The following is a 19,388-nucleotide window of genomic DNA, read 5'->3' as shown; positions in this document are numbered from 1 at the left end:
CTGACAATCGTGCTATTGATAATGTGGACAACTATGTAAGGGAGTGGTGAGGGTGAAGAAGAAATTTACAATTGAAGTTGAAATGGAAGAAAGATGGATTGATTGTTTTATGTCGATGTTAAATAAAATGGAACACCTCGGTAATTTAGGAGTTTCCAGAGATGTTTCTATCTACTCAGATGGTGATGGAGATTTTCGACCTAAATTTAAAGCAGATGTAGATTGGGAAAAAGTAGAATCTGATATAGAAGATAACCATTATGATGCGGGGTAGTATGAACGTATTTTAAATCAATAAGGAGTGATGGCGAGTGAGTTATGAATATGTAGACTTCGGAGAACAACGTGATTACAAAGCAGAACGAGATACATTGAAAGATGATGTTTTAGCTTGGGCAGTTACTTGCAATAATTTAGAACAAGAAAATAAAAAGCTAAAAGCAGAACGTGACAAATTCGAAAAAATGCTCAATAAAGAATGCGAATGTGGCTATAAATTGGAAGGTCAATTGCATGATATGACAAAACAACGAGATACTTTAAGCGACGATCTATCTTGGTATAAAGCAAAGGTTAGTAGGTTGGAAGAGATTAGAGAGATTAAAGATAGTGCTTTAAAAGGTGCGGACATTAAAGTTAAAACGTTGGAACAACGACATTCAAAATTAGTAGATGAAAATACAAGATTGCAAAATGAATTATACACAATGGGATTAAATCAAGATGAAGCAGACGACAAAACAAAGAAATTGGAACGGGAGAATGAGGAACTTAAAGAAAGTCATATAAAACACATTGCTGATATGGAAAATTACTACAAAGACAGAGTGCAAGAACTCAAAGAAGAAAACAAAGACAAAAATAGAATAATATCAAAAAGATTAGAACACGAGAACAAGGAAAACATTCAGTGGTACCAAATGCATAAAGAATGTGCTGATGCTGTGTATAACAAGAAGATGATGTACGAATCCCTACTATCCGAAATCTCCCAACACATCGGCAACAAACCATCGAGCAGCACGTATAAGTATTTTAGAGCGAAGTTGGATGGTGTCGGGATTAAGGTGGGTGAGTAAATGTATTCTTTATTAGAACTTGAAAATGTATATGCCAGCCTCAAAGAAGGAATGAGTAAATTTCACGATTTTAAATTCGATACTTTACTGATAGTTGCAGCGATAACATTAGGAACTAATCATATTTGTAAAGCTATAAAAAATACTGAATGTAACAATGATTCCACAATAAAATATATAGATTAGATGATGACAACATCATGGGATGAACATTGATGAGAAAAGAGAAAAAAGCTAAATCAGTTTATTAACCGAAAATAGCTGAAATGAAAGGTGCAAGATAAGCCATGAAGCATAATATTGTAAATAACACATAAATAAATCCCTTAATTTCGTCACTCATAGATTCAACCCCTTTTATAGAATCAAGAAAGTAATTTTAAAATAGTCCAGCAATGAAGTCAATAATATTATAAAAACGAAAATCAGGGAGGACAAATAACATGAATGAACTAATCAAATTGGTAGAACAATGGAGTATAGGTAAAAACTTACACAAAAATAATTCAGATAGACAAGCATTGAAATTCTATGAAGAGGCTGGTGAAGTTGGTGCAGCATTATCACGTAACAAGATGGATGATCTAAAAGACGGTATAGGCGATACAGTCGTAACTTTAATTATATTGGCACAACAACATGGAATGACATTAGAGGAGTGTTTACAGTACGCGTATGACGAAATCAAAGGAAGAAAAGGAAAGACAATCAATGGAACGTTCATCAAAGAATCAGACTTGTAAAGATATAGACATATTACAAAAAGTTAAAGAGGTGTTACAGCGTGACTAATTATTTAATCCGACACATAACCGACTCTACAGGTCATCCGTTTGTAGAAGTTATTAAGCCACGTGAGAATGAGTGTTACGAGATTGTGAGTGCAGATAGTAAGGAAGAAGCTGAAAAGGTAGCTAAAAAACGTTAAGGAGGTTGGTTTGTAATGATAACTGCAATGATAAGTATTTACGCGATAAGTTTTCTGTTTCTTTTGCATCCAGTTATAGATGGATTTCTTTTAAAGAAAGAACGCAATAAACAAATCAAAGTGTATGTAGATGAAACAAACAAAATAGCTTTTATTGCACCTCAGAAGAAAGCAAGCCAAGAAGATATAGAAGAAATATATCAAAGTATAATATATTCCTATGATGAAGTCATTATGGTGTCACAGGATGTCATTTTTAAAGGAGCGTATCGTAAAGAATGAAAGCATTGGAATTGAGCAGGTTAGACCGTAAAAAACTAGAGGACTATATAGAGAATTTTGAGCAATATAAGAGAGAGCTTAAATTCACTGAGTACCTCATATTAGAAAACCATGAGCCTGAGAATTTAGAGGGCGGACAAAGTAACATGATAGGCAGACCTGTCGAGAATGAAGTTATTAAGAAGAATGAGGATAAGAAGTACAGACACCTCAGAGACGTAGTACATGGCGTGCAGGCTTTGTATAATAACTCAGATAGTGAAACTCAAGAGCTTATACGTTTAAGATATTGGGATTGTAAGCTCGAGTTGAGCAAATGGGAAGATTTAGCGGAATACTTCCATGTATCAGACAGAGCAATATACAGAAAAAGAGCTTTTATACTCGACCAATTAGCGAAAAACATCGGTTTTGTTTAAAGTTGGCAGTTTACCCCTCTTTAACTGCACTAAAAAAAGCCTTATTATGATATTATGTTCTTGTTTGGACAGCAAGAGCTACTCCTTTGGTATTTAGTGTTATTAGTTTCAAGTTGTTTACTGGTACTGAACGACCTTTACTAATTCTTTAGTCAAAAAGATTCAACCTTTCGTAATTTTTGCATGGTTACAAACATATTTCTCCTTTAGGTCGGCTGAGAGCAAACTCAGTCGGCTATTTTTATGATAAAATATTAATCAAAATAAAAAATGGGGGATTGTTATGGATAGATTAGATATTAACGAAGATTATTTTAAATTGTACGAAAACAGATTATATCACGTGTTTATTATCAATCCAGAGGCTCATAGTCGCTTTTATGGCAAAAAGTACGCTATTATCATAGAAAATAAAAATCAAATTATGTTTCCGTTAGACAAAGATGAAAATATTGAGAACCAAGTAGAATCTTATATTAAAAATTTTGATAAAGAATTAGAATATAAACATTAATTAGAAATCTTTACCCAGCACCCATTCCCATTGAGGTGCTATTTTTATACATGAATTTAAATGAGCTATTAGCATAATGAGGTGGTAATATACGATGATAGACTTAAATAAACGACAAAAAACATTTGCAGAAGCTTACGCTATTCCAGGTACTAGTACTTATGGTAACGCTACTAAGTCAGCTATTAGTGCAGGTTATAAAGAAAGTAGAGCGGAAGTTACTGGTAGCGAGCTAGTAAGAAATAGTAAGATACGAGAATATATAAAGGGTATAGAACAAGAATTATTCGATGAACAAATTATGAGTGGCAAAGAAGTGTTATATCGACTCACTCGAACTGCAAAAGCAGAAAATAAAGAAGTTGAACCTATGATAGTTAAAACAGGTAATTACAAAGAAAATCCAGATACCAGTAAAAGACAACTTGTTTATGATGAAAGAGTTGAACTAGTAGCACGTGAACCTAAGATGAGTGACCAAAACAAAGCACTTGAATTATTAGGTAAATATCATAAGTTGTGGACTGAGAAGCAAGAAATCACACAGCGCAATATTGAATTAAACATAGGTGAGTATGATGACGACAGCGACAGTTAATCTGAACATACCTAAGCCAAGTGAAGTATTTAACCGAAACATATTTGAGGTGCTGACAGATTACAGTCATTTCACAGAGGTGCATTATGGCGGAGGCTCGAGTGGCAAATCGCATGGCGTTGTGCAAAAGGTAGTTATCAAAGCGCTGCAGCAATGGAAACACCCTCGAAAGATATTGTGGCTCAGGAAAGTAGGCGCCACGATTGCAGACAGCTTATTTCAAGACGTGAAGAGTTGCCTTATTGACTTTAAGGTGTGGGACTTATGCGAATGGAACAAAACAGACAATAGAGTCATATTGCCTAATGGTGCAGTATTCCTGTTTAAAGGCATGGATAACTCAGAGAAGATTAAATCAATCAAGGGCATTAGTGACGTTGTGATGGAAGAGGCATCAGAGTTTAACCTGAATGACTACACACAGCTTACATTACGTCTGAGAGAGCGTAAGCATTTAGATAAGCAAATATACTTAATGTTTAACCCTGTGAGTAAGCTCAACTGGGTATACAAGTATTTCTTTGAGGGCGAGCCTCTCAACAACACATTAATAAAACAATCAAGCTATAAAGATAATAAGTTTCTTGATGAAATGACAAGACAGAATTTAGAAGATTTGGCAAAGCGCAACCCTGCTTATTACAAAATATACGCATTAGGCGAATTTGCTACGCTCGATAAGCTGGTATTCCCTAAATACGAAACAGCTATATTGAATACAGAGCAGCTGAGTCATTTGCCGTCATATTTCGGGCTCGATTTTGGTTATATTAATGACCCGAGTGCTTTCATGCACGTCAAGATAGACAGCAAGAACAAGAAACTCTACATCATAGATGAATACGTCAAGACAGGCATGTTAAATGATGAGATTGCAAAGACAATCAAGCAGCTAGGCTATAAAAAAGAAGAGATTACAGCCGATAGTGCAGAACAGAAAAGTATTGCAGAGCTTAAAAAGCTAGGCATTGAGCGTGTAAGGCCTACTAAAAAAGGTAAAGGCTCGATTGTTCAAGGCATTCAGTTCCTGCAGCAATTCGACATCATAGTTGATGAGCGTTGCTACAAGACAATTGAAGAGCTGAACAACTACACATGGAAAAAGGATAAGCAGACCGAAGAATATTATAACGAGCCTGTAGATACTTACAATCACTGTATAGATGCTCTCAGATATAGCGTAGAGCGTTTCTACAATGTAAAACCTGAGCGCAAGAGCAAAGCAGCGAAGAACGTACAGGCAATTAAAAGAATGGGCTTATAGGAGGTTAGGCAATGGCGACAGTGAACAATTACGAGCGCGATGTAGATTACAAGAATCACAGAAATAAAGTTTTCAGACGTGATGCAAATGAGGTGTACACGTACGATGGAACAAGCGCAGAGCTGCAGCAAGACACTGACAGGTTGAGCGAGTTCATTAAGCATCATTTATCAGTACAGCGTCCTAGACTAGATATGCTTAACGACTATTATGAGGGGCTCAACTTCAACTTAACGAGAAGTACTTACAGACGTGAGAATCATAAGGCTGATAACAGAGTATCGCATGATTACTCATCTTACATTACAGACTTTATAAATGGTTACTTTTTAGGCAATACGATACAAGTAGAAACGGACGACGAGAAAGTTGCGGAAGAGCTTGAGCACATGACAGACCTAAACGACCTAGACAGTCATAACAGGTCGATTGGCCTAGACTTGTCTATATTCGGTCGTGCCTATGAGTACATCATACGCAATCAAGATGATGAAATAAGAGTCTATAAATCAGATGCACGAAATACATTTCTTATATTCGATACGAGCATTGAAGAAAACAGCCTTGTAGCCATTCGTTACTGGTTAGCAGAGACGAACGAGCAGCAAGAGGACATTTACAACGTTGATGTGATTACACCTGACGCGACTTACTTCTGCAGAGCCAATACGACAACAAACTTAAAGCTCATTGAACGTAAGCCAGCTGAAAGGCATATGTTCGGACGTGTAACAATCACTGAGTTTAGGAACAACGAGAAACGCCGAGGCGACTTTGAACGTGTTGTTCCGTTGATTGATTTGTATGATAACGCACAGGTCGATACAGCAAACTACATGAGCGACTTAAATGACGCGATGCTATTAGTTAACGGCAATTTAGACTTGAGCGACACAAACGTTGTGAAACTTCAAAAAGAGGCTAACATGCTACATCTTGAGCCGCCTGAATACCAGAGCGACGATGGCAAGGTAACAGAGGGCAAAGTTGACGCTAAATACATCTACAAAGAGTACGACGTTAACGGCTCAGAGGCTTATAAAGATAGAATCAACGCAAACATACATCTATTTACGAATACACCTGACATGAGTGACGAGAAATTCTCAGGGCAGCAATCGGGTAAAAATTTGCCCCTTACGTTAAAAATAGCGTAATGATAATCGGGTTAAAATTGGAAAGCTAATTTGTTTTTATACTACCTACTCAACCTCCGTATGTGATATAATGCTCATATGGGAGATGATTTCATGAAATATAATAGATTAACAGTTATTAATGTTTACACTAAAACAAGACCTAACGGGAAAAAAGCTAAATTTGCATGGTGTAAATGTGATTGCGGGAATGAAAAAGAGTTGAATTTATCAAGAGTCAGGACGGGTGTTACAAAGTCATGTGGTTGTCTTTCAAGAGAGAAAACAACAGAGAGGAACACAACACATGGGATGAGAAAGCACCCTGCTTATGATACTTACAATGGTATGATGTCTAGGTGTTACAATAAGAATAAACAGTCTTATAGGCACTATGGCAATAGAGGCATCAAAGTATGTAAGCAATGGCATGACATCGAAGTATTTCTAAAATGGTGCGACAATAACGGATTTAAAAAAGAGTATCAATTAGACCGAATAGACAACAACCAAGGTTATAGTCCTGAAAATTGTCGATTTGTTACACCTACAATAAACCTCAGAAATACTAGAAGGAATGTTATAGTAGAAGGCTTTTCGCTTAAAGAATATTTAGACAATTTGGGCGAAAAACATAATATAGGTTTTCCAACTCTTCGATACAGATACTACACAATCAAAAAAGAAGGATTAGAGCCTTCTGAAAAACTGTTGATACATGATTCTAGGTGGATAAAAACAAAACGCTAATCAATTACCACTGCATTAAGAAATTAATGTAAGGTTTAACGACTAGATAGAATAGCCTGAACAAAACGACCTAATTGGGTCGTTTTTTGTATGGCGAAATATCCACGAAATCCGACACCTAAACAAGTGAAGTTGTAGGTGATGATATAGTCTGACCTAAGTATGAACTAACATACTATAATGCGGGGAAACTCCTAGAAGTAGAGGATAAAGAGCCTTTACGATAACAGTTGTGGAAGCAATGAAATATAAGCTATTCGGTTTAGAGCAACGTACAGCAATTAAAGAGGGGCTGTTTAAAAAAGGTCTCAGACGACGCTACAAGTTGATTGAAGAAATGCTCAAATTAAATAGTGAGTTAGAGCGTAACAAGACTTTACGTGATGTAACTTATACGTTCAATCGTAACTTACCTAAATCACTAAGCGAGAACATACAGGCTGTGAGTCAATTGTCAGGCATTGTGTCAGATGAAACGAAACTCAGCCTCTTATCATTCGTGGACGATCCTAAAGCAGAGCTTGAACGCTTGCAGCAAGAAGAGTCAGACGAGCTTGAGAGAGCTGACAAGCGCGAGTACAGTTTCGGAGCTCCAGCAGATGGCACAGGCCAAACGAAAGAGTGATTGAATGGCAGACCTAACAAGTAAGGACTACTGGCACAAACGAGCAACGCGTGTTATTCAGATAGAGGCTAAAAAAGACGATGAGGTTATCGACGAGGTACGCAAGATAACAAATTCAACAATGAGCCAACTATCAAATGAGATATACAGCTTTTATGCTAAGTACGCAACAGCTGAGGGCATCACAGTCGACGAGGCCAAAAAGAAGATACAGAAAACAGACATAAAAGAGTTTGAGGCTAGAGTCGCACAGTATGTGAAGAACAAAGATTTCAGCGAGAAAGCAAACTCAGAGCTCAGACAATACAATACTAAGATGTATGTAAGTCGTGAGCGCATGTTGCTGCAGCAGCTATCAGCTATCATGGTTAATGGCACAGCACTCACTGAGGTAGAAATGAACGAATACCTCGAGACATCAGTTGATAGAGAAGTTGAAAGGCAAGCAGGCATATTGGGCGATGTTCGAGTCAAACCTAATCAAGTCAGAGCGATTGTAAACGCTGACTTCCACGGTCAGACATGGAGCGAGCGCCTGTGGGGCGATATGGAGCAAACACGTAAGATGGTACTCAAGACAGTACAAAATACGCTGCTACGAGGACGCCACCCTAACGAGTTTGTTCCTGAGCTATCAAAGAAGATGGGCGTTACAACCTCAGATGCTAAACGTTTACTAATTACAGAAACGGCTAGAGTGCAGTCAGAGGCGCAAAAGTTACACTATCAGGAAACAATGGGCGCAGATGCTACAATCGAGTTTGTGGCTAAGCTAGATGACCGCACAACAGATGAATGCAGAGGTGCCAATGGCAATAAGATAAAAGTATCTGAAATGGTCGCAGGCGTGAACGTTCCGCCGCTCCACCCTTATTGCAGGTCGACAACAGTGCCTGCAGTTGATGACATTGACGACGAGCTTGAGGCTTTCTTCAAAGAGCGCGAGGGCAAATACAGCCTGAAAGAGCTTGACGATATAGAGGCGGAAGAGAACGAGCCCGATGAGCCTGACGAGCTTGTATTCAATGACAACCTGACTGAGGCAATCGGCGAAGAACAAACCGACGAGCTAAAACGTAAGTTTGATACAAATAAAGATGCTGAGGGCGCTGCTGAGTTCCGTAAGATTTGGAATCATTATGCTGACGAGCTGAAACTCGAGAAAAGGCCTAAAAACAGAGGTGCACACTATGACCCGAGCGCTAATAAAGTACGCATGAACACTGACAATCTTGCTGAGCGCGATGTATTAGGCAGAGGAGCCAATCAGCGTGAGGGCAAAGATAAATACAGCACAGTAATTCACGAGTTCGCACACATGCTCGATTATAATACACAGCGTGATTTTAAAGGCGCTAAGAATATGATTTACGGCAGTTATTCGTCAGAGCCTAACAACTATGAGCCTGACGATAAAGGCGACATTGAGACGTTGGCCGAGGTCATCAAGAAAGAGCTTGATGCTAAAGCTAAAGCTGAGCAAAAAGAGCTTAAGTATCAGTATGACAATAATATAACTGACGGCTGGAGCAGTCCAAGCAAACCTAAACTGAATGACGGCCGCAGAGCGCTCGTTAAAAGGTATAAAGAACAATATCATCTAGGGGACACGGCAGGTCTATCTGATATGCTTGAGGCTGCTACAGGTGGTAATTTTAAAATTGCTTATGGTCATGGCAAACCATATTGGAAGAAACACAGAGTATATAAAACACCCTTACAAGCTAATAACGAGGCGTTTGCAGAAATGGCAGAGGCGTTTATTGAAGAGAATAAAAGGGAAATATTCAAGAAAGAGCTGCCGCAATCCTATGCTCTATATATCAAAATGTTAAAAGTTATAGTAGAAAGGTTGGGCTTATGATGAAAGATCCGTACAAAGAATATACAGACATGTTCGGCGAGGAGCCGCCTGCAATGTTCCTGAGAGGTTTATCAGTCGAAGAACAAGACGAGGTTATCGCTGAACGCGTGAAAGATGGCAAGAGTTTCGGCGAACATGCCAATGAGGAGGAGTTCCTTTCATAATGAAAGCTATTGAATGTTTACGCTCGATTGCTGAAAGCCTTTATGGCATACACAAAGAGTTGATAAAACTTAATCAGACGCACCCGAGCAATCAAGCACAAAAAGAAAATAAACCTAAAAACACAAGAGAATTAGATCCTAAAGACTTTGGATAGCTGCTTACCTTAACTGGTAGGTGGCTATTTTTTATGACCTGAATAAGTCATTAAACTGTTCTAAATTACTGTACGGGCTTACACGAACTGAACGCCACACATGAAACTTATGACTGACTGGGCTTAATTGACTGGTTGGGCTTACAGCAGATTGTGTGGTCAAGGTAAACGGCAAGACTGGACGGGAGGACAAATGACAATGACAAATCAAACTAAAGATAAATTGAAATTAAACTTACAGCATTTTGCTGAGGGCGGCGAGCCTCAAGACCCGCCTGCACCACAAGACCCGCCTGCAGACCCGAAAGACCCTGAGCCAACAGACGACACTTTCACAAGTTCAGAAGTTGACTCTAAGGTCAGTAAAGCTGTAGAGAAAGCATTACAAAAGAAAAAGCAGGAACATCAACAAGAGTTAGAGGACGCTAAAGCAGAGGCACGCAAACAGGCTGAGAGCTATGCAAAGCTAACTGAAAAAGAGAAACGTGATAAAGAGCTTTCAGACCGCGAGAAACAACTCGCTGATAAAGAGCGAGAGCTTAACTTGCGCCACCTTAAAGCAGACGTTGAGACAGACCTGAAAGGCAATGAGCTACCTGCAGAGTTTGCTGATACTTTAGTCACTTTGGAAGATAACGAGAAGATTAAAGAGGCTATTCAAGGCATCAAGCAACAGTTCGATGCTGCAGTACAGGCACAAGTCAAAGAGGTTACTCGACAAGGTACGCCTGCAAGCAACAGCTCAAGTTTTACTAACAAGAGCAAAGGCTCTAACTCGATACAAGAAATGGCAAGAAACGCACGAATTATTAAATAGAAAAATGGAGGCACCAACTTATGACTAACAAACTTAAATTAAACTTACAACATTTCGCACAAATCGACACACCACCGCAAGACTTTAACCCTGATAACGTGTTAATGCACGAACAACCTGACGGCACTTTATTAAATCAATTTAACGAGCCTATCTTACAGGACGTGCTAGAAAACTCGAAAGTTATGCAATTAGGTAAGTTCCAAGATATGGGCGGCAATTCAGAGAAATCATTCTCATTCTGGGCAGATAAACCCGGCGCTTACTGGGTAGGAGAGGGCGAGAAAATCCAAACGTCTAAACCTACACACGTAGAGGCATCAATGCGCTCTCACAAATTAGGTGTCATTCTTTTAGCATCTCGCGAATACTTAAATTACACTTACGCTGATTTCTTCGAGGCTATGAAACCTCAAATCGCAGAGGCATTCCGCAAGAAATTTGATGCTGCAGGTATCTTGAACGTTGAGAATCCATTCAACCAATCAATCGACACAGCAGCAGTTAACTCAGGCAACGTTGTAACTGGCGGTATCAGCTACGACAACTTACTAGAATTGCAAGATGTGTTACTTGAGGACGATGTAGAGGCAAATGGCTTTATCTCTAAATCTCAAAACAAAACGGCTTTACGCCAAGCGCGCGAATTAGATTCAAACGGCAACCCTGTCGGCGAGTCTATTTATGACCGTTCTAGCAACACGATTGACGGCATTCAAGCAGTAGACTTGAAGAGCTCAGACATGCCTAAAGGCACGTTATATGCTGGCGACTTCGACCACTTATATTACGGCATTCCGTACAACATCAGCTACGAAATCTCTACACAAGCGCAATTATCAACAATCCAAAACGCTGACGGCTCGCCTGTAAACTTATACGAGCAAGAGTTAATTGCATTACGTGCAACTATGGACGTAGCGCTATTGATTGCTAAAGATGACGCGTTCGCTAAATTAGAAGATGGCGAAACGTCTACGACAACTACTACATCAACTACAGCATCGGTTTAATAGCCTATGACTAAGTTCATAATGTGTCAGCCAGCAGTACAGCGCTTTGAGTGGGAAGTAGCGACGGCAGTATATGACTTACAGCAAAACGGCGTAAAGGTTTCAGACATTGTTGTCTTGTTCTCAGAGCATGACAGCAGTGTCATCGAGCGTCTTAAAGCTAAATTTGATATTAATATTCATGTTTATGCTGATAACCGCCCTGATAAGTCATACATTCCCTCCCTAAAGCCTTACTTGATGTATAGGTACTTGCTGGAAAACTCAGACCGAGAAAAAGAAACGTATTACTATATCGACAGTGATGTAGTTTTCAATTCCATACCTGACCTGAGTGAACGACCTATCAGCCCTGAGCGATGGTACGGCTCGGATTGCTCAGGATATATGGACTTAAATTATATTTATAGCTGCAGGAACGCACAGAAAGTCATACAAGTCCTTACAGACATTGTAGGTATTAAGTTATCTGATATAGAAAACATGGACTGTATAGGCGCTCAGTACGTCCTGTGTGAGCCTAAAGCTCATCAGTTTGGCAAGATATATAAAGACTCAGCTAAAATGTGGCGATTTGTTAAAGATTTAGACACTGATTTTCAGAAATGGACGGTCGAAATGTTCTCGACACTTTACAACATGGCCTACTTTGGCATTACGCCTGTAGCTCATGAGGTGCTTGACTTCATTTTCCCAACTGACGACATTGAGCGTTTTAACGACGTGCATATCTTGCATAACGCAGGTGTGACAGCAGAGCATGACCACCTTTTCAGGAAGTCAGACTATATCAATAAATCGCCTTTTACGGCTGATTTAAGCCATGTTGATAGGACAAAGGCAAGTTACAGATATGTAGAAAAACTAAATAAGGCAGGTGCACATTATGAAGTATAGAGTTTTAGTTCCATTTAGGGACAAAGAATCAGACACGCCTTATGTGAAAGGCGACTACATCGACAACTTATCTATCAAGCGTTATAAAGAGCTAAGCAATCAAAAGAAAAATGCTTATGATACTAAGTTCATAGCAATTGATGTGGTGGATAACTCGAAAAAAGCTGACTTATTAGAGATTGCTGAGGCACACAACATTAAAGTCTCAGAGGATAATACGAAAGCTGAAATTTTAAAAGCATTGGAGGGGTAACGCATGGCACGCCTTGAAGATGTTAAGACAATTATTGGCATTACAGACAATAAGCAAGACAAGCAGCTTGAGAAGTTAATCAAATTGACTGAACAGCGTTTGCTTGCTTTCCTGCCTCCCGAAGAGACAACAGTACCTACTAGGCTCGGTTTTGTTGTCGAAGAGGTAGCAGTTAAGCGTTACAACCGTGTCGGGGCTGAGGGTATGAGCTCGGAAACGCTCGATGGCCACTCTACAAAGTTTCAAGATGACGACTTTGAGGAATTTATGGTTTTCATTGAGCGCCTATATCCGAGCAATAACAGCTCATACAAAGTCGGAAAGGTTACATTTTATTGAGATACGATAAAAGAGTGACGCTCGCCTTTAGAGGCGACTCAGCCTATAACCCTGACACTGGTAAAACCGAAGAGCCTGAACAAATCATTTACACAGATAAGCCTTGTCACAGGTCGCCTTTATCGCCTCAGCGCACAGCAGTCACATTCGGCAATGTGCAACGTGACGTGAGTCTCATACGCTTGCAGGGCCAAGTGAGGGGCAAAATCAATCATGCCTATATGGACGACCGAGAGTACACCGTTGTTCAACATACCTACTACAGACACGACACAGTGATGTATTTAGAAGAGGTTAACAATGGTAAGAGTTAAAGGTGCAGGCAGATTGATAAAGGCACTTGAGACGGCTGAGGACGACATAGAGGACGACGTGGACTTTATCCTCAAGAAGAGGAGTCAACAGTTTCGCGCTGATACAGTCAAAGAGGCTGCACGCGTTATGACTAAAGGCTACTGGACGGGCAACCTAGCCCGATTGGTAGAGGACACGAAAGAGGGCAAATTGAGTTATCTCATAACATCAGGCGCGCACTACTCAGGTTTTCTTGAGTACGGAACGCGTTTCATGGCGCCCGAGACCTTTATGCGTCAGATATATCAGAAATATGATAAGCAAATACATGCCGACATAGAGCGACTCATAAATAGTTAGGAGGTTAGAAAGTGGCTAAGCAATCAATAAAATATGAACTATTTAATTATCTTTATAAAGCGTTCAGCGAGCTAGGTGCACCTGTCGTCAGAGAAGTTGACCAATACACAGAGCTAGGCTATCCGTTCATTGCGATTGAAGAAATACAAGACCTTGTATCAGTTCAATCATTCGACAATTACGGTGGCGAGCCTAAAGCACGTATTCACTTATGGAGCGACGCGAATGACCTACAGACGCATGACAGGCTTTATGTTCAGATTCAAGATATTCTCATGAAAACTGAACAGCTACCCTCCTATCAAGTTTCGCTAGTTAGCATTAACACGAATAATGTTACAGATGATACGACAAATACAAATTTGATGCACACGATCATTGATTCAGAATTTCAAACACTTTAGGCGCGCCTCATAGCAGGTGTGCCTTTTATTATTAAATAAATGGAGGTCATTATATATGGCGATTAAACAAGGTACTGACGAGCTTGCATTAGTTCGTAAATTAGGCGATGCAACAGAGGCATATAAAATCATGTGGATTACTGAGTTAGAACGTGAAACAGAACGTGACTCAGACCAAGAGGCGACAATTGACGGCACAGTGACATCAGGCGGGACATTAGAGTCAACTGTAACTATCACGTCTTATATGGACGTTGATGACGAGTTGAGTGACGAAATCGAGGACGCTGCCGAAGATGGCACAGAGTACGAGTTATGGATTCTTAACAAACGAGTTAAAGGTACAGGCGAAGATTCTGAAAAGTACAAAGCTGAATACCGTCAAGGCACATGGGCGAGCATCACACGTACAAACGAGGCTGACGCTATTGCTGAATTTGAATCTGAATTTACTGTTAAAAGTAAAAAAGTAAGAGGTTTTGCAACATTACCTACAGTGATTGAAGAAAATAAAACAGCTTACGGATTCCACGACACGACAGCCGATGACCCTGCAACGACAACGACTACTACAACAGTAGCACCAACTACAACAACGACTACTACAGCAGCAGTCTAATAGCACAGGCGGGCATATAGCCCGTCTTTTTCTTAATAAAAAATAAAAATAAATGAGGTAATTATATTATGGAAATTAAATTTAACGGCAAAGAAATCGAATTATCATTTGGATTTAAATTCATGAATGACATTGATAAGAAACTAGGAATGGAAATGAATCAGTTAACTATGGGGCAAGGTATCTCAATGTTAGTACCTAACTTGCAAGAAGCAAACCCTGTATCAATTGGGCATACGATTGTAGCAGCAACTTCACATCACAAAAAATCCCCTAAATCAGACGAAGAAATCTCAGAAGTGTTGGACGAAATAGCAGAAGAACAAGGGTATGAGGCTTTCGCCGAAGATGTACTTAAGGAGCTGGGAAAGCGCTCTATGACCCAAAGCCTCGTACCGAAGGAATACAGACAAGAGAAGAAAACAGCAGCGAAGAAATAGAAAAGCAGCCTAAACTCACTTATGACAAAATAATTATTCTTTGTATGAGTGAATTAGGCATTTATGATTTGAAAGAAATAGAAATGATGACGCTCACTGAGTTCAATTTTCGCATGTACGCTCGAGAATACGAGCAACTCAAAGAAGAGTACGATATTTATCGACTGGCCTTTGCTATCCGTGATGTTAAATCAGAGCAGAAGAAAAAAGGTGGCAAAAAAGGCGAAAGTGAGTATAAATTCAGTGGTGCAGATGACATTGTTCACTATCAGCAAAACATAGAGCGCTTGAACAAAGGCGAGCCTGTGCAGATGGGCGAAGAATCTGAAAAAGATGACAACATGCCCTCGCTTGATGTGCTGAAACAAATCAAAAATCAACATAAATCAAAGTAAAGGAGGGACTACATGGCAGATTATCAAATAAGCACGAGTATTGACGCTAAAACCTCCAAATTTAGAAAAGCTTTTAATCAAGCTAAACGTATTGCTGAACGTTTTAAAGGAACAGCTGAGAGCATGAAAGATACTGAGGTTGGTGCAGATACGTCAAGTTTTAGAGCTAAGATGAAAGCAGCTAGGCGCTCAATGGACTCATTTAGCAGCATGAAAGCTAAGTCAACGTTAGATGTGAACAGTTCAGCAGCATCAGCACAAATTGCTCGTTTCAAAGCCATGCTGAAATCAATCCCGAACAAACACCGTACACGTTTAGACGTTGACGGAAACCCTGCAAGAAAAGCTATTAATGCAGTTCATAATGCTATCGACAATTTCGGTGGGTCACTTGATAAATTGGCAAATGACGTAAGGACTACTGGCACGGTTTTCAGTAGTATGTTCAGAGGTGTCATGCTATCTAGCATAACTATGCTCGTACCTGCAATCGCGTCATTAGTACCTGCCTTAATGGCAGTATTGAACGCAGCCGCAGCCGTGGCAGGCGGAGCAGTCGGTATGGTTGGCGCGTTCGCAACAGCAGGAGCTGGAGCCGTTGGTTTCGGAGCTATGGCAATGACTGCTTTAAAAATGGTTGAAGATGGAACATTAACTGTAACGGAAGAAGTGCAGAACTATCAATCAGCAGTGGAGAGCCTCAAGTCAGCATGGCAAGGGCTTATTGCTCAAAATCAATCAGAGATATTCAACACACTAGCTAATGCAGTGAACACTGCAAAAGTCGCACTTGCAGGCTTGTCGCCGTTCCTATCAGGTGTAGCTCAAGACATGGAGGTCGCAAGTGCAGCAACGCTTGACTGGGCTAAAAACTCACAAGTTGCATCAAACTTCTTTGACATGATGGGCTCAACTGGTGTGCGTATCTTCAACAACATGCTAAGTGCAGCAGGTGCATTCGGCTCAGGTCTGATTGCAGTTCTGACGAATTTAGCGCCACTGACTGAATGGGTATCTAAAGGCTTTGAGAACATGGGTAAATCATTCAATCAATGGGCTACAAGTGTTGAGGGCAGTACAGCCATTCAAGATTTTACAAACTTTGTGAAAACGAACTTGCCTATCATAGGTGAGATATTCAGCTCAACGTTTAGAGGTATTTTTAACCTTATGAAAGCATTTGCGCCTAACTCGCAATTAATCTTCACATCGTTAGCCCAAATGGCTAATCGTTTTCAGCAATGGAGCGCAACAATAGCAGAGTCTGATGGTTTCCAACAATTTGTTGATTATGTACAAACAAATGGCCCAATTGTACTAAGTGTTATAGGTAATATTATTAACATTATAGTTAATTTAGCAGTTGGTATGGCACCACTTGCAGCAGCTGTTTTAAGAGTTGTAGACTCGTTCACTCAGTGGCTTGCAAAACTTACTGAGTCAAATTCAGTTATGGCAATGATCATTGGCGTAGTAGCTACATTGTCAGGCATTTTCATGGCTTTAGCGCCCGCAATCCTTTTTGTGACTCAAACGGTCATACCTTTAATAGGACAGTTTATCAACTTTGCTAGGCAATCAGGACTACTCAGAGGCGTACTAACTGCTTTAAGAGGCGCGTTTACATTAGTTTCAACTAGCATGTTAGCTATCATTGGTGTAGTTGCATCTGTAGTCATGGCTATCGTTGAATTGTGGCAAACCAACGAACAATTTAGAAGTAACGTAATAAGTATTTGGAATAATGTAGGCACTATTATCTCCGCGGTAGGTACAGTGCTTATGGGCATATTCAACGGCATTGTTACCGTTTTAGGTGTATTAGCTCAAGCGTTTATGCCTGTAATTGCAGGTATCGCTCAAGTTGTTGCAGCTGTCACAGGTTGGATAGCTTCATTTATAGAGGCTAATCAGTGGATATTAACCGTAATTTCAGTTATCGGGACGCTTGTAGGTATATTCTTTATGGTGCAAGGTGCAATCGCTATTGTGTCAGGTGTCGTAAGTGTTCTTAGTGGATTATTCGGCGTGTTAGCGAGCGCAGCAGGCGTTGTTGCAGCTGCACTAGGTGCAATTTCAGCGCCCGTATGGATTGTAATAGCGGTGATAGCAGCACTCGTTGCAATTGTCATTGTACTTTATAAAAAGTTTGAATGGTTCCGTAATATCGTTGACCCTGTTATCGATTCATTGAAACGTCTTGCTGATATTATCATAAATGGATTAGGCAAAGCGTTGGATTGGTTGACTGACAAATTAGGCATAACAGGGGACAAAGCAAAAAGTACTGGAGATAAAATAGGCAATTCTCTTTCGTTGGGTACGCAAAAAGCATCTACGGATTCTATTGCAAACACGACTTCAATGCAATCAGGCGTTACGAACAACATGAATTTAATGAAGAGTAACTCTATGAATGCTATGTCAGGCATGAGTTCAGGCGTATCAACAAACATGAATAGCATGAAAAATAGTGCTACAACAGCATCAGGTGGGATGAACAATAGTGTAACTCAAAATTTCGCAAAAATGCACTTGTCAGGAAACACAGAAACTAGCTCAATGAATTCAGTTGTGACAAATAATCTAAATAGCATGAAAAATGGTTCCACAACGGCTGCTAGTGGCATGAGCGACAGTGTTACAAATAATATGAATAGCATGAAAAATGGGGCAAATGCTGCTACATCAGGCATGGATACAGAAACGATTAACAAATTTATGAATATGAACTCAGGTAGTACCTCTCAAACTGATTCTATGAACAGTTCAGTATCTAGCGCCATGAATTCTATGAGTAGTACTGCAAGTAGCAGCGTATCAGGTATGGACTCAGACGTTAGTAGCCAGTTTAAAAATATGGCGGACAACGCAGGCTCAGCTATGCGTCATATGGTGTCACGTATTGAGTCAGGAATGGCACAAGTAGAATCCATAATGAGTTCAGGCTTATCAGGCGTATCTTCTAATTTCACTAGCAGTATGAATGAGTTACAAAGTACAACATCAAGTGCGATGTCAAACATTACAAGTACGGTATCTTCTCAAATGTCCTCAATCCGTAGCGCATTTACTGAGGGCATCAGTAGTATCAGTAGTGCGTGGCAGTCAGGCATGCAAAATGTGAGAAGTATCACATCTAGCTCAATGAGCCAGATTAGAAGTATTGCAAGCTCTACGATGAGTGCAACAGTGAGCGTGTTCAGAAGTGGCGGAAACCAAATTGTCTCGGTAGTCACTAGCTCGATGAATCAATCCGTTGCTCGCATGAGAGCAGCACAAGGGCAATTCACTTCAGCAGGCTCGTTTGCAATGCAAGGATTTATATCAGGTATGAACTCACAGCGTGGCGCAGTAATGGCTACCGCAGGAAGTATTGCAAATGCTGCAGCTTCTAAAATTAGAAGTTCATTAGATATACATTCCCCGTCACGTGTGTTTAAAGATATTGGTTATTACACTATTGCAGGTATGCGTGTAGGTATGGAAAAAGAGGGCAGAAATGTTGTAAGTGAAACTGCTCAACTTGCTCAAAGATTAACAAATAGTTTCAATCCTAACTTGCAAGCTAAACCTGCAGTTAAAGGTATTAATCGCGAACTGAACAACCTATCGACTCGTGGGCATGTAACAGCAAGCCACACGACGACAGTTAAGGCTGAGCCGAGCACAATGAACTTACGTATACAGCTAGACACTGACGACGAAGTCCTAACAGCTAAGGTAAACGGCGTAAATGCACGTGACGGCGAAGTTCTATCATTCTAATAAGGAGGTGT

At 40.1% G+C, this 19,388-nt stretch carries 25 protein-coding genes and 1 pseudogene; all 26 read left to right on the top strand.

The window, feature by feature from the left end; all coding sequences use genetic code 11:
* The first annotated feature begins 52 nt into the window (after window positions 1-52).
* The 26 genes and pseudogenes from NSR03_RS08940 (at window position 53) to NSR03_RS08815 (ending at window position 19,377) form a co-directional block, all read left to right on the top strand.
* The gene (locus tag NSR03_RS08940) at window positions 53-274 is read left to right on the top strand and encodes a hypothetical protein (protein ID WP_069820673.1); all 222 of its coding nucleotides are present in this window, start codon (window positions 53-55) and stop codon (window positions 272-274) included.
* A 37-nt stretch (window positions 275-311) separates the two neighbouring features.
* Window positions 312-1,079 (top strand): hypothetical protein, encoded by a 768-nt coding sequence (locus tag NSR03_RS08935; protein ID WP_069820674.1) that lies wholly within the window; start codon window positions 312-314, stop codon window positions 1,077-1,079.
* The gene (locus NSR03_RS08930; protein WP_069820675.1) at window positions 1,080-1,265 is read left to right on the top strand and encodes a hypothetical protein; all 186 of its coding nucleotides are present in this window, start codon (window positions 1,080-1,082) and stop codon (window positions 1,263-1,265) included.
* 257 nt (window positions 1,266-1,522) lie between these two features.
* A complete protein-coding gene (locus NSR03_RS08925) occupies window positions 1,523-1,822 on the top strand; it encodes a MazG-like family protein (RefSeq protein ID WP_069820676.1) in 300 nt (99 codons plus the stop codon).
* A 41-nt stretch (window positions 1,823-1,863) separates the two neighbouring features.
* Complete coding sequence (locus NSR03_RS08920; RefSeq protein ID WP_141714480.1) at window positions 1,864-2,007, top strand: DUF1381 domain-containing protein; 144 nt, start codon at window positions 1,864-1,866, stop codon at window positions 2,005-2,007.
* A 15-nt stretch (window positions 2,008-2,022) separates the two neighbouring features.
* The gene (locus tag NSR03_RS08915; RefSeq protein ID WP_002512144.1) at window positions 2,023-2,289 is read left to right on the top strand and encodes a hypothetical protein; all 267 of its coding nucleotides are present in this window, start codon (window positions 2,023-2,025) and stop codon (window positions 2,287-2,289) included.
* A complete protein-coding gene (locus tag NSR03_RS08910; protein WP_056935522.1) occupies window positions 2,286-2,708 on the top strand; it encodes a DUF722 domain-containing protein in 423 nt (140 codons plus the stop codon). Before NSR03_RS08915 ends, NSR03_RS08910 begins: the two co-directional genes overlap by 4 nt.
* A gap of 283 nt (window positions 2,709-2,991) precedes the next feature.
* Window positions 2,992-3,222 (top strand): hypothetical protein, encoded by a 231-nt coding sequence (locus NSR03_RS08905; protein WP_069820677.1) that lies wholly within the window; start codon window positions 2,992-2,994, stop codon window positions 3,220-3,222.
* A 94-nt stretch (window positions 3,223-3,316) separates the two neighbouring features.
* Complete coding sequence (locus NSR03_RS08900; RefSeq protein WP_069820678.1) at window positions 3,317-3,820, top strand: terminase small subunit; 504 nt, start codon at window positions 3,317-3,319, stop codon at window positions 3,818-3,820.
* Entirely contained in the window at window positions 3,798-5,084 is a 1,287-nt protein-coding gene (locus tag NSR03_RS08895) for a PBSX family phage terminase large subunit (protein WP_218086594.1), read from the top strand. The genes NSR03_RS08900 and NSR03_RS08895 overlap by 23 nt, the downstream gene beginning before the upstream one ends.
* 11 nt (window positions 5,085-5,095) lie before the next feature.
* A pseudogene (locus NSR03_RS08890) lies at window positions 5,096-6,229 on the top strand (phage portal protein); the annotation flags it as partial.
* A 90-nt stretch (window positions 6,230-6,319) separates the two neighbouring features.
* On the top strand, window positions 6,320-6,970 hold the full coding sequence (locus NSR03_RS08885) for a hypothetical protein (protein ID WP_340719215.1): 651 nt from the start codon (window positions 6,320-6,322) through the stop codon (window positions 6,968-6,970).
* Between the two features lie 241 nt (window positions 6,971-7,211).
* Entirely contained in the window at window positions 7,212-7,595 is a 384-nt protein-coding gene (locus NSR03_RS08880) for a phage portal protein (protein ID WP_256092603.1), read from the top strand.
* A 4-nt stretch (window positions 7,596-7,599) separates the two neighbouring features.
* The gene (locus NSR03_RS08875) at window positions 7,600-9,459 is read left to right on the top strand and encodes a minor capsid protein (RefSeq protein ID WP_069820682.1); all 1,860 of its coding nucleotides are present in this window, start codon (window positions 7,600-7,602) and stop codon (window positions 9,457-9,459) included.
* 163 nt (window positions 9,460-9,622) lie between these two features.
* Window positions 9,623-9,778 carry a hypothetical protein gene (locus NSR03_RS08870; protein WP_176721766.1) on the top strand — a complete coding sequence of 52 codons (156 nt, stop codon included), beginning with the start codon at window positions 9,623-9,625 and terminating at the stop codon, window positions 9,776-9,778.
* A 199-nt stretch (window positions 9,779-9,977) separates the two neighbouring features.
* On the top strand, window positions 9,978-10,595 hold the full coding sequence (locus tag NSR03_RS08865) for a capsid assembly scaffolding protein Gp46 family protein (RefSeq protein WP_069820683.1): 618 nt from the start codon (window positions 9,978-9,980) through the stop codon (window positions 10,593-10,595).
* A 20-nt stretch (window positions 10,596-10,615) separates the two neighbouring features.
* Window positions 10,616-11,608 carry a phage major capsid protein gene (locus tag NSR03_RS08860; RefSeq protein ID WP_069820684.1) on the top strand — a complete coding sequence of 331 codons (993 nt, stop codon included), beginning with the start codon at window positions 10,616-10,618 and terminating at the stop codon, window positions 11,606-11,608.
* Between the two features lie 21 nt (window positions 11,609-11,629).
* A complete protein-coding gene (locus NSR03_RS08855) occupies window positions 11,630-12,505 on the top strand; it encodes a hypothetical protein (protein ID WP_141714481.1) in 876 nt (291 codons plus the stop codon).
* Complete coding sequence (locus tag NSR03_RS08850; protein ID WP_069820686.1) at window positions 12,495-12,758, top strand: hypothetical protein; 264 nt, start codon at window positions 12,495-12,497, stop codon at window positions 12,756-12,758. Before NSR03_RS08855 ends, NSR03_RS08850 begins: the two co-directional genes overlap by 11 nt.
* A 3-nt stretch (window positions 12,759-12,761) precedes the next feature.
* Window positions 12,762-13,097 (top strand): phage head-tail connector protein, encoded by a 336-nt coding sequence (locus NSR03_RS08845; RefSeq protein ID WP_069820687.1) that lies wholly within the window; start codon window positions 12,762-12,764, stop codon window positions 13,095-13,097.
* 300 nt (window positions 13,098-13,397) lie between these two features.
* Window positions 13,398-13,751, top strand: a complete 354-nt coding sequence (locus NSR03_RS08840) for an HK97-gp10 family putative phage morphogenesis protein (protein ID WP_069820689.1) — start codon at window positions 13,398-13,400, stop codon at window positions 13,749-13,751.
* A gap of 11 nt (window positions 13,752-13,762) precedes the next feature.
* Complete coding sequence (locus NSR03_RS08835) at window positions 13,763-14,155, top strand: hypothetical protein (RefSeq protein ID WP_069820690.1); 393 nt, start codon at window positions 13,763-13,765, stop codon at window positions 14,153-14,155.
* 55 nt (window positions 14,156-14,210) lie between these two features.
* On the top strand, window positions 14,211-14,774 hold the full coding sequence (locus NSR03_RS08830; RefSeq protein WP_069820691.1) for a phage major tail protein, TP901-1 family: 564 nt from the start codon (window positions 14,211-14,213) through the stop codon (window positions 14,772-14,774).
* A 68-nt stretch (window positions 14,775-14,842) separates the two neighbouring features.
* Entirely contained in the window at window positions 14,843-15,214 is a 372-nt protein-coding gene (locus NSR03_RS08825; protein WP_069820692.1) for a tail assembly chaperone, read from the top strand.
* A gap of 44 nt (window positions 15,215-15,258) precedes the next feature.
* A complete protein-coding gene (locus NSR03_RS08820) occupies window positions 15,259-15,609 on the top strand; it encodes a hypothetical protein (protein ID WP_069820693.1) in 351 nt (116 codons plus the stop codon).
* A 12-nt stretch (window positions 15,610-15,621) separates the two neighbouring features.
* On the top strand, window positions 15,622-19,377 hold the full coding sequence (locus NSR03_RS08815; protein ID WP_069820694.1) for a hypothetical protein: 3,756 nt from the start codon (window positions 15,622-15,624) through the stop codon (window positions 19,375-19,377).
* Window positions 19,378-19,388: the final 11 nt, after the last annotated feature.

Source organism: Staphylococcus sp. FSL W8-1207, assembly GCF_038003745.1.
Lineage (GTDB): Bacteria > Bacillota > Bacilli > Staphylococcales > Staphylococcaceae > Staphylococcus > Staphylococcus equorum.
The sequence above is the reverse complement of the archived record's forward strand: the minus strand, read 5'-3'. Positions and strand labels throughout refer to the sequence as shown.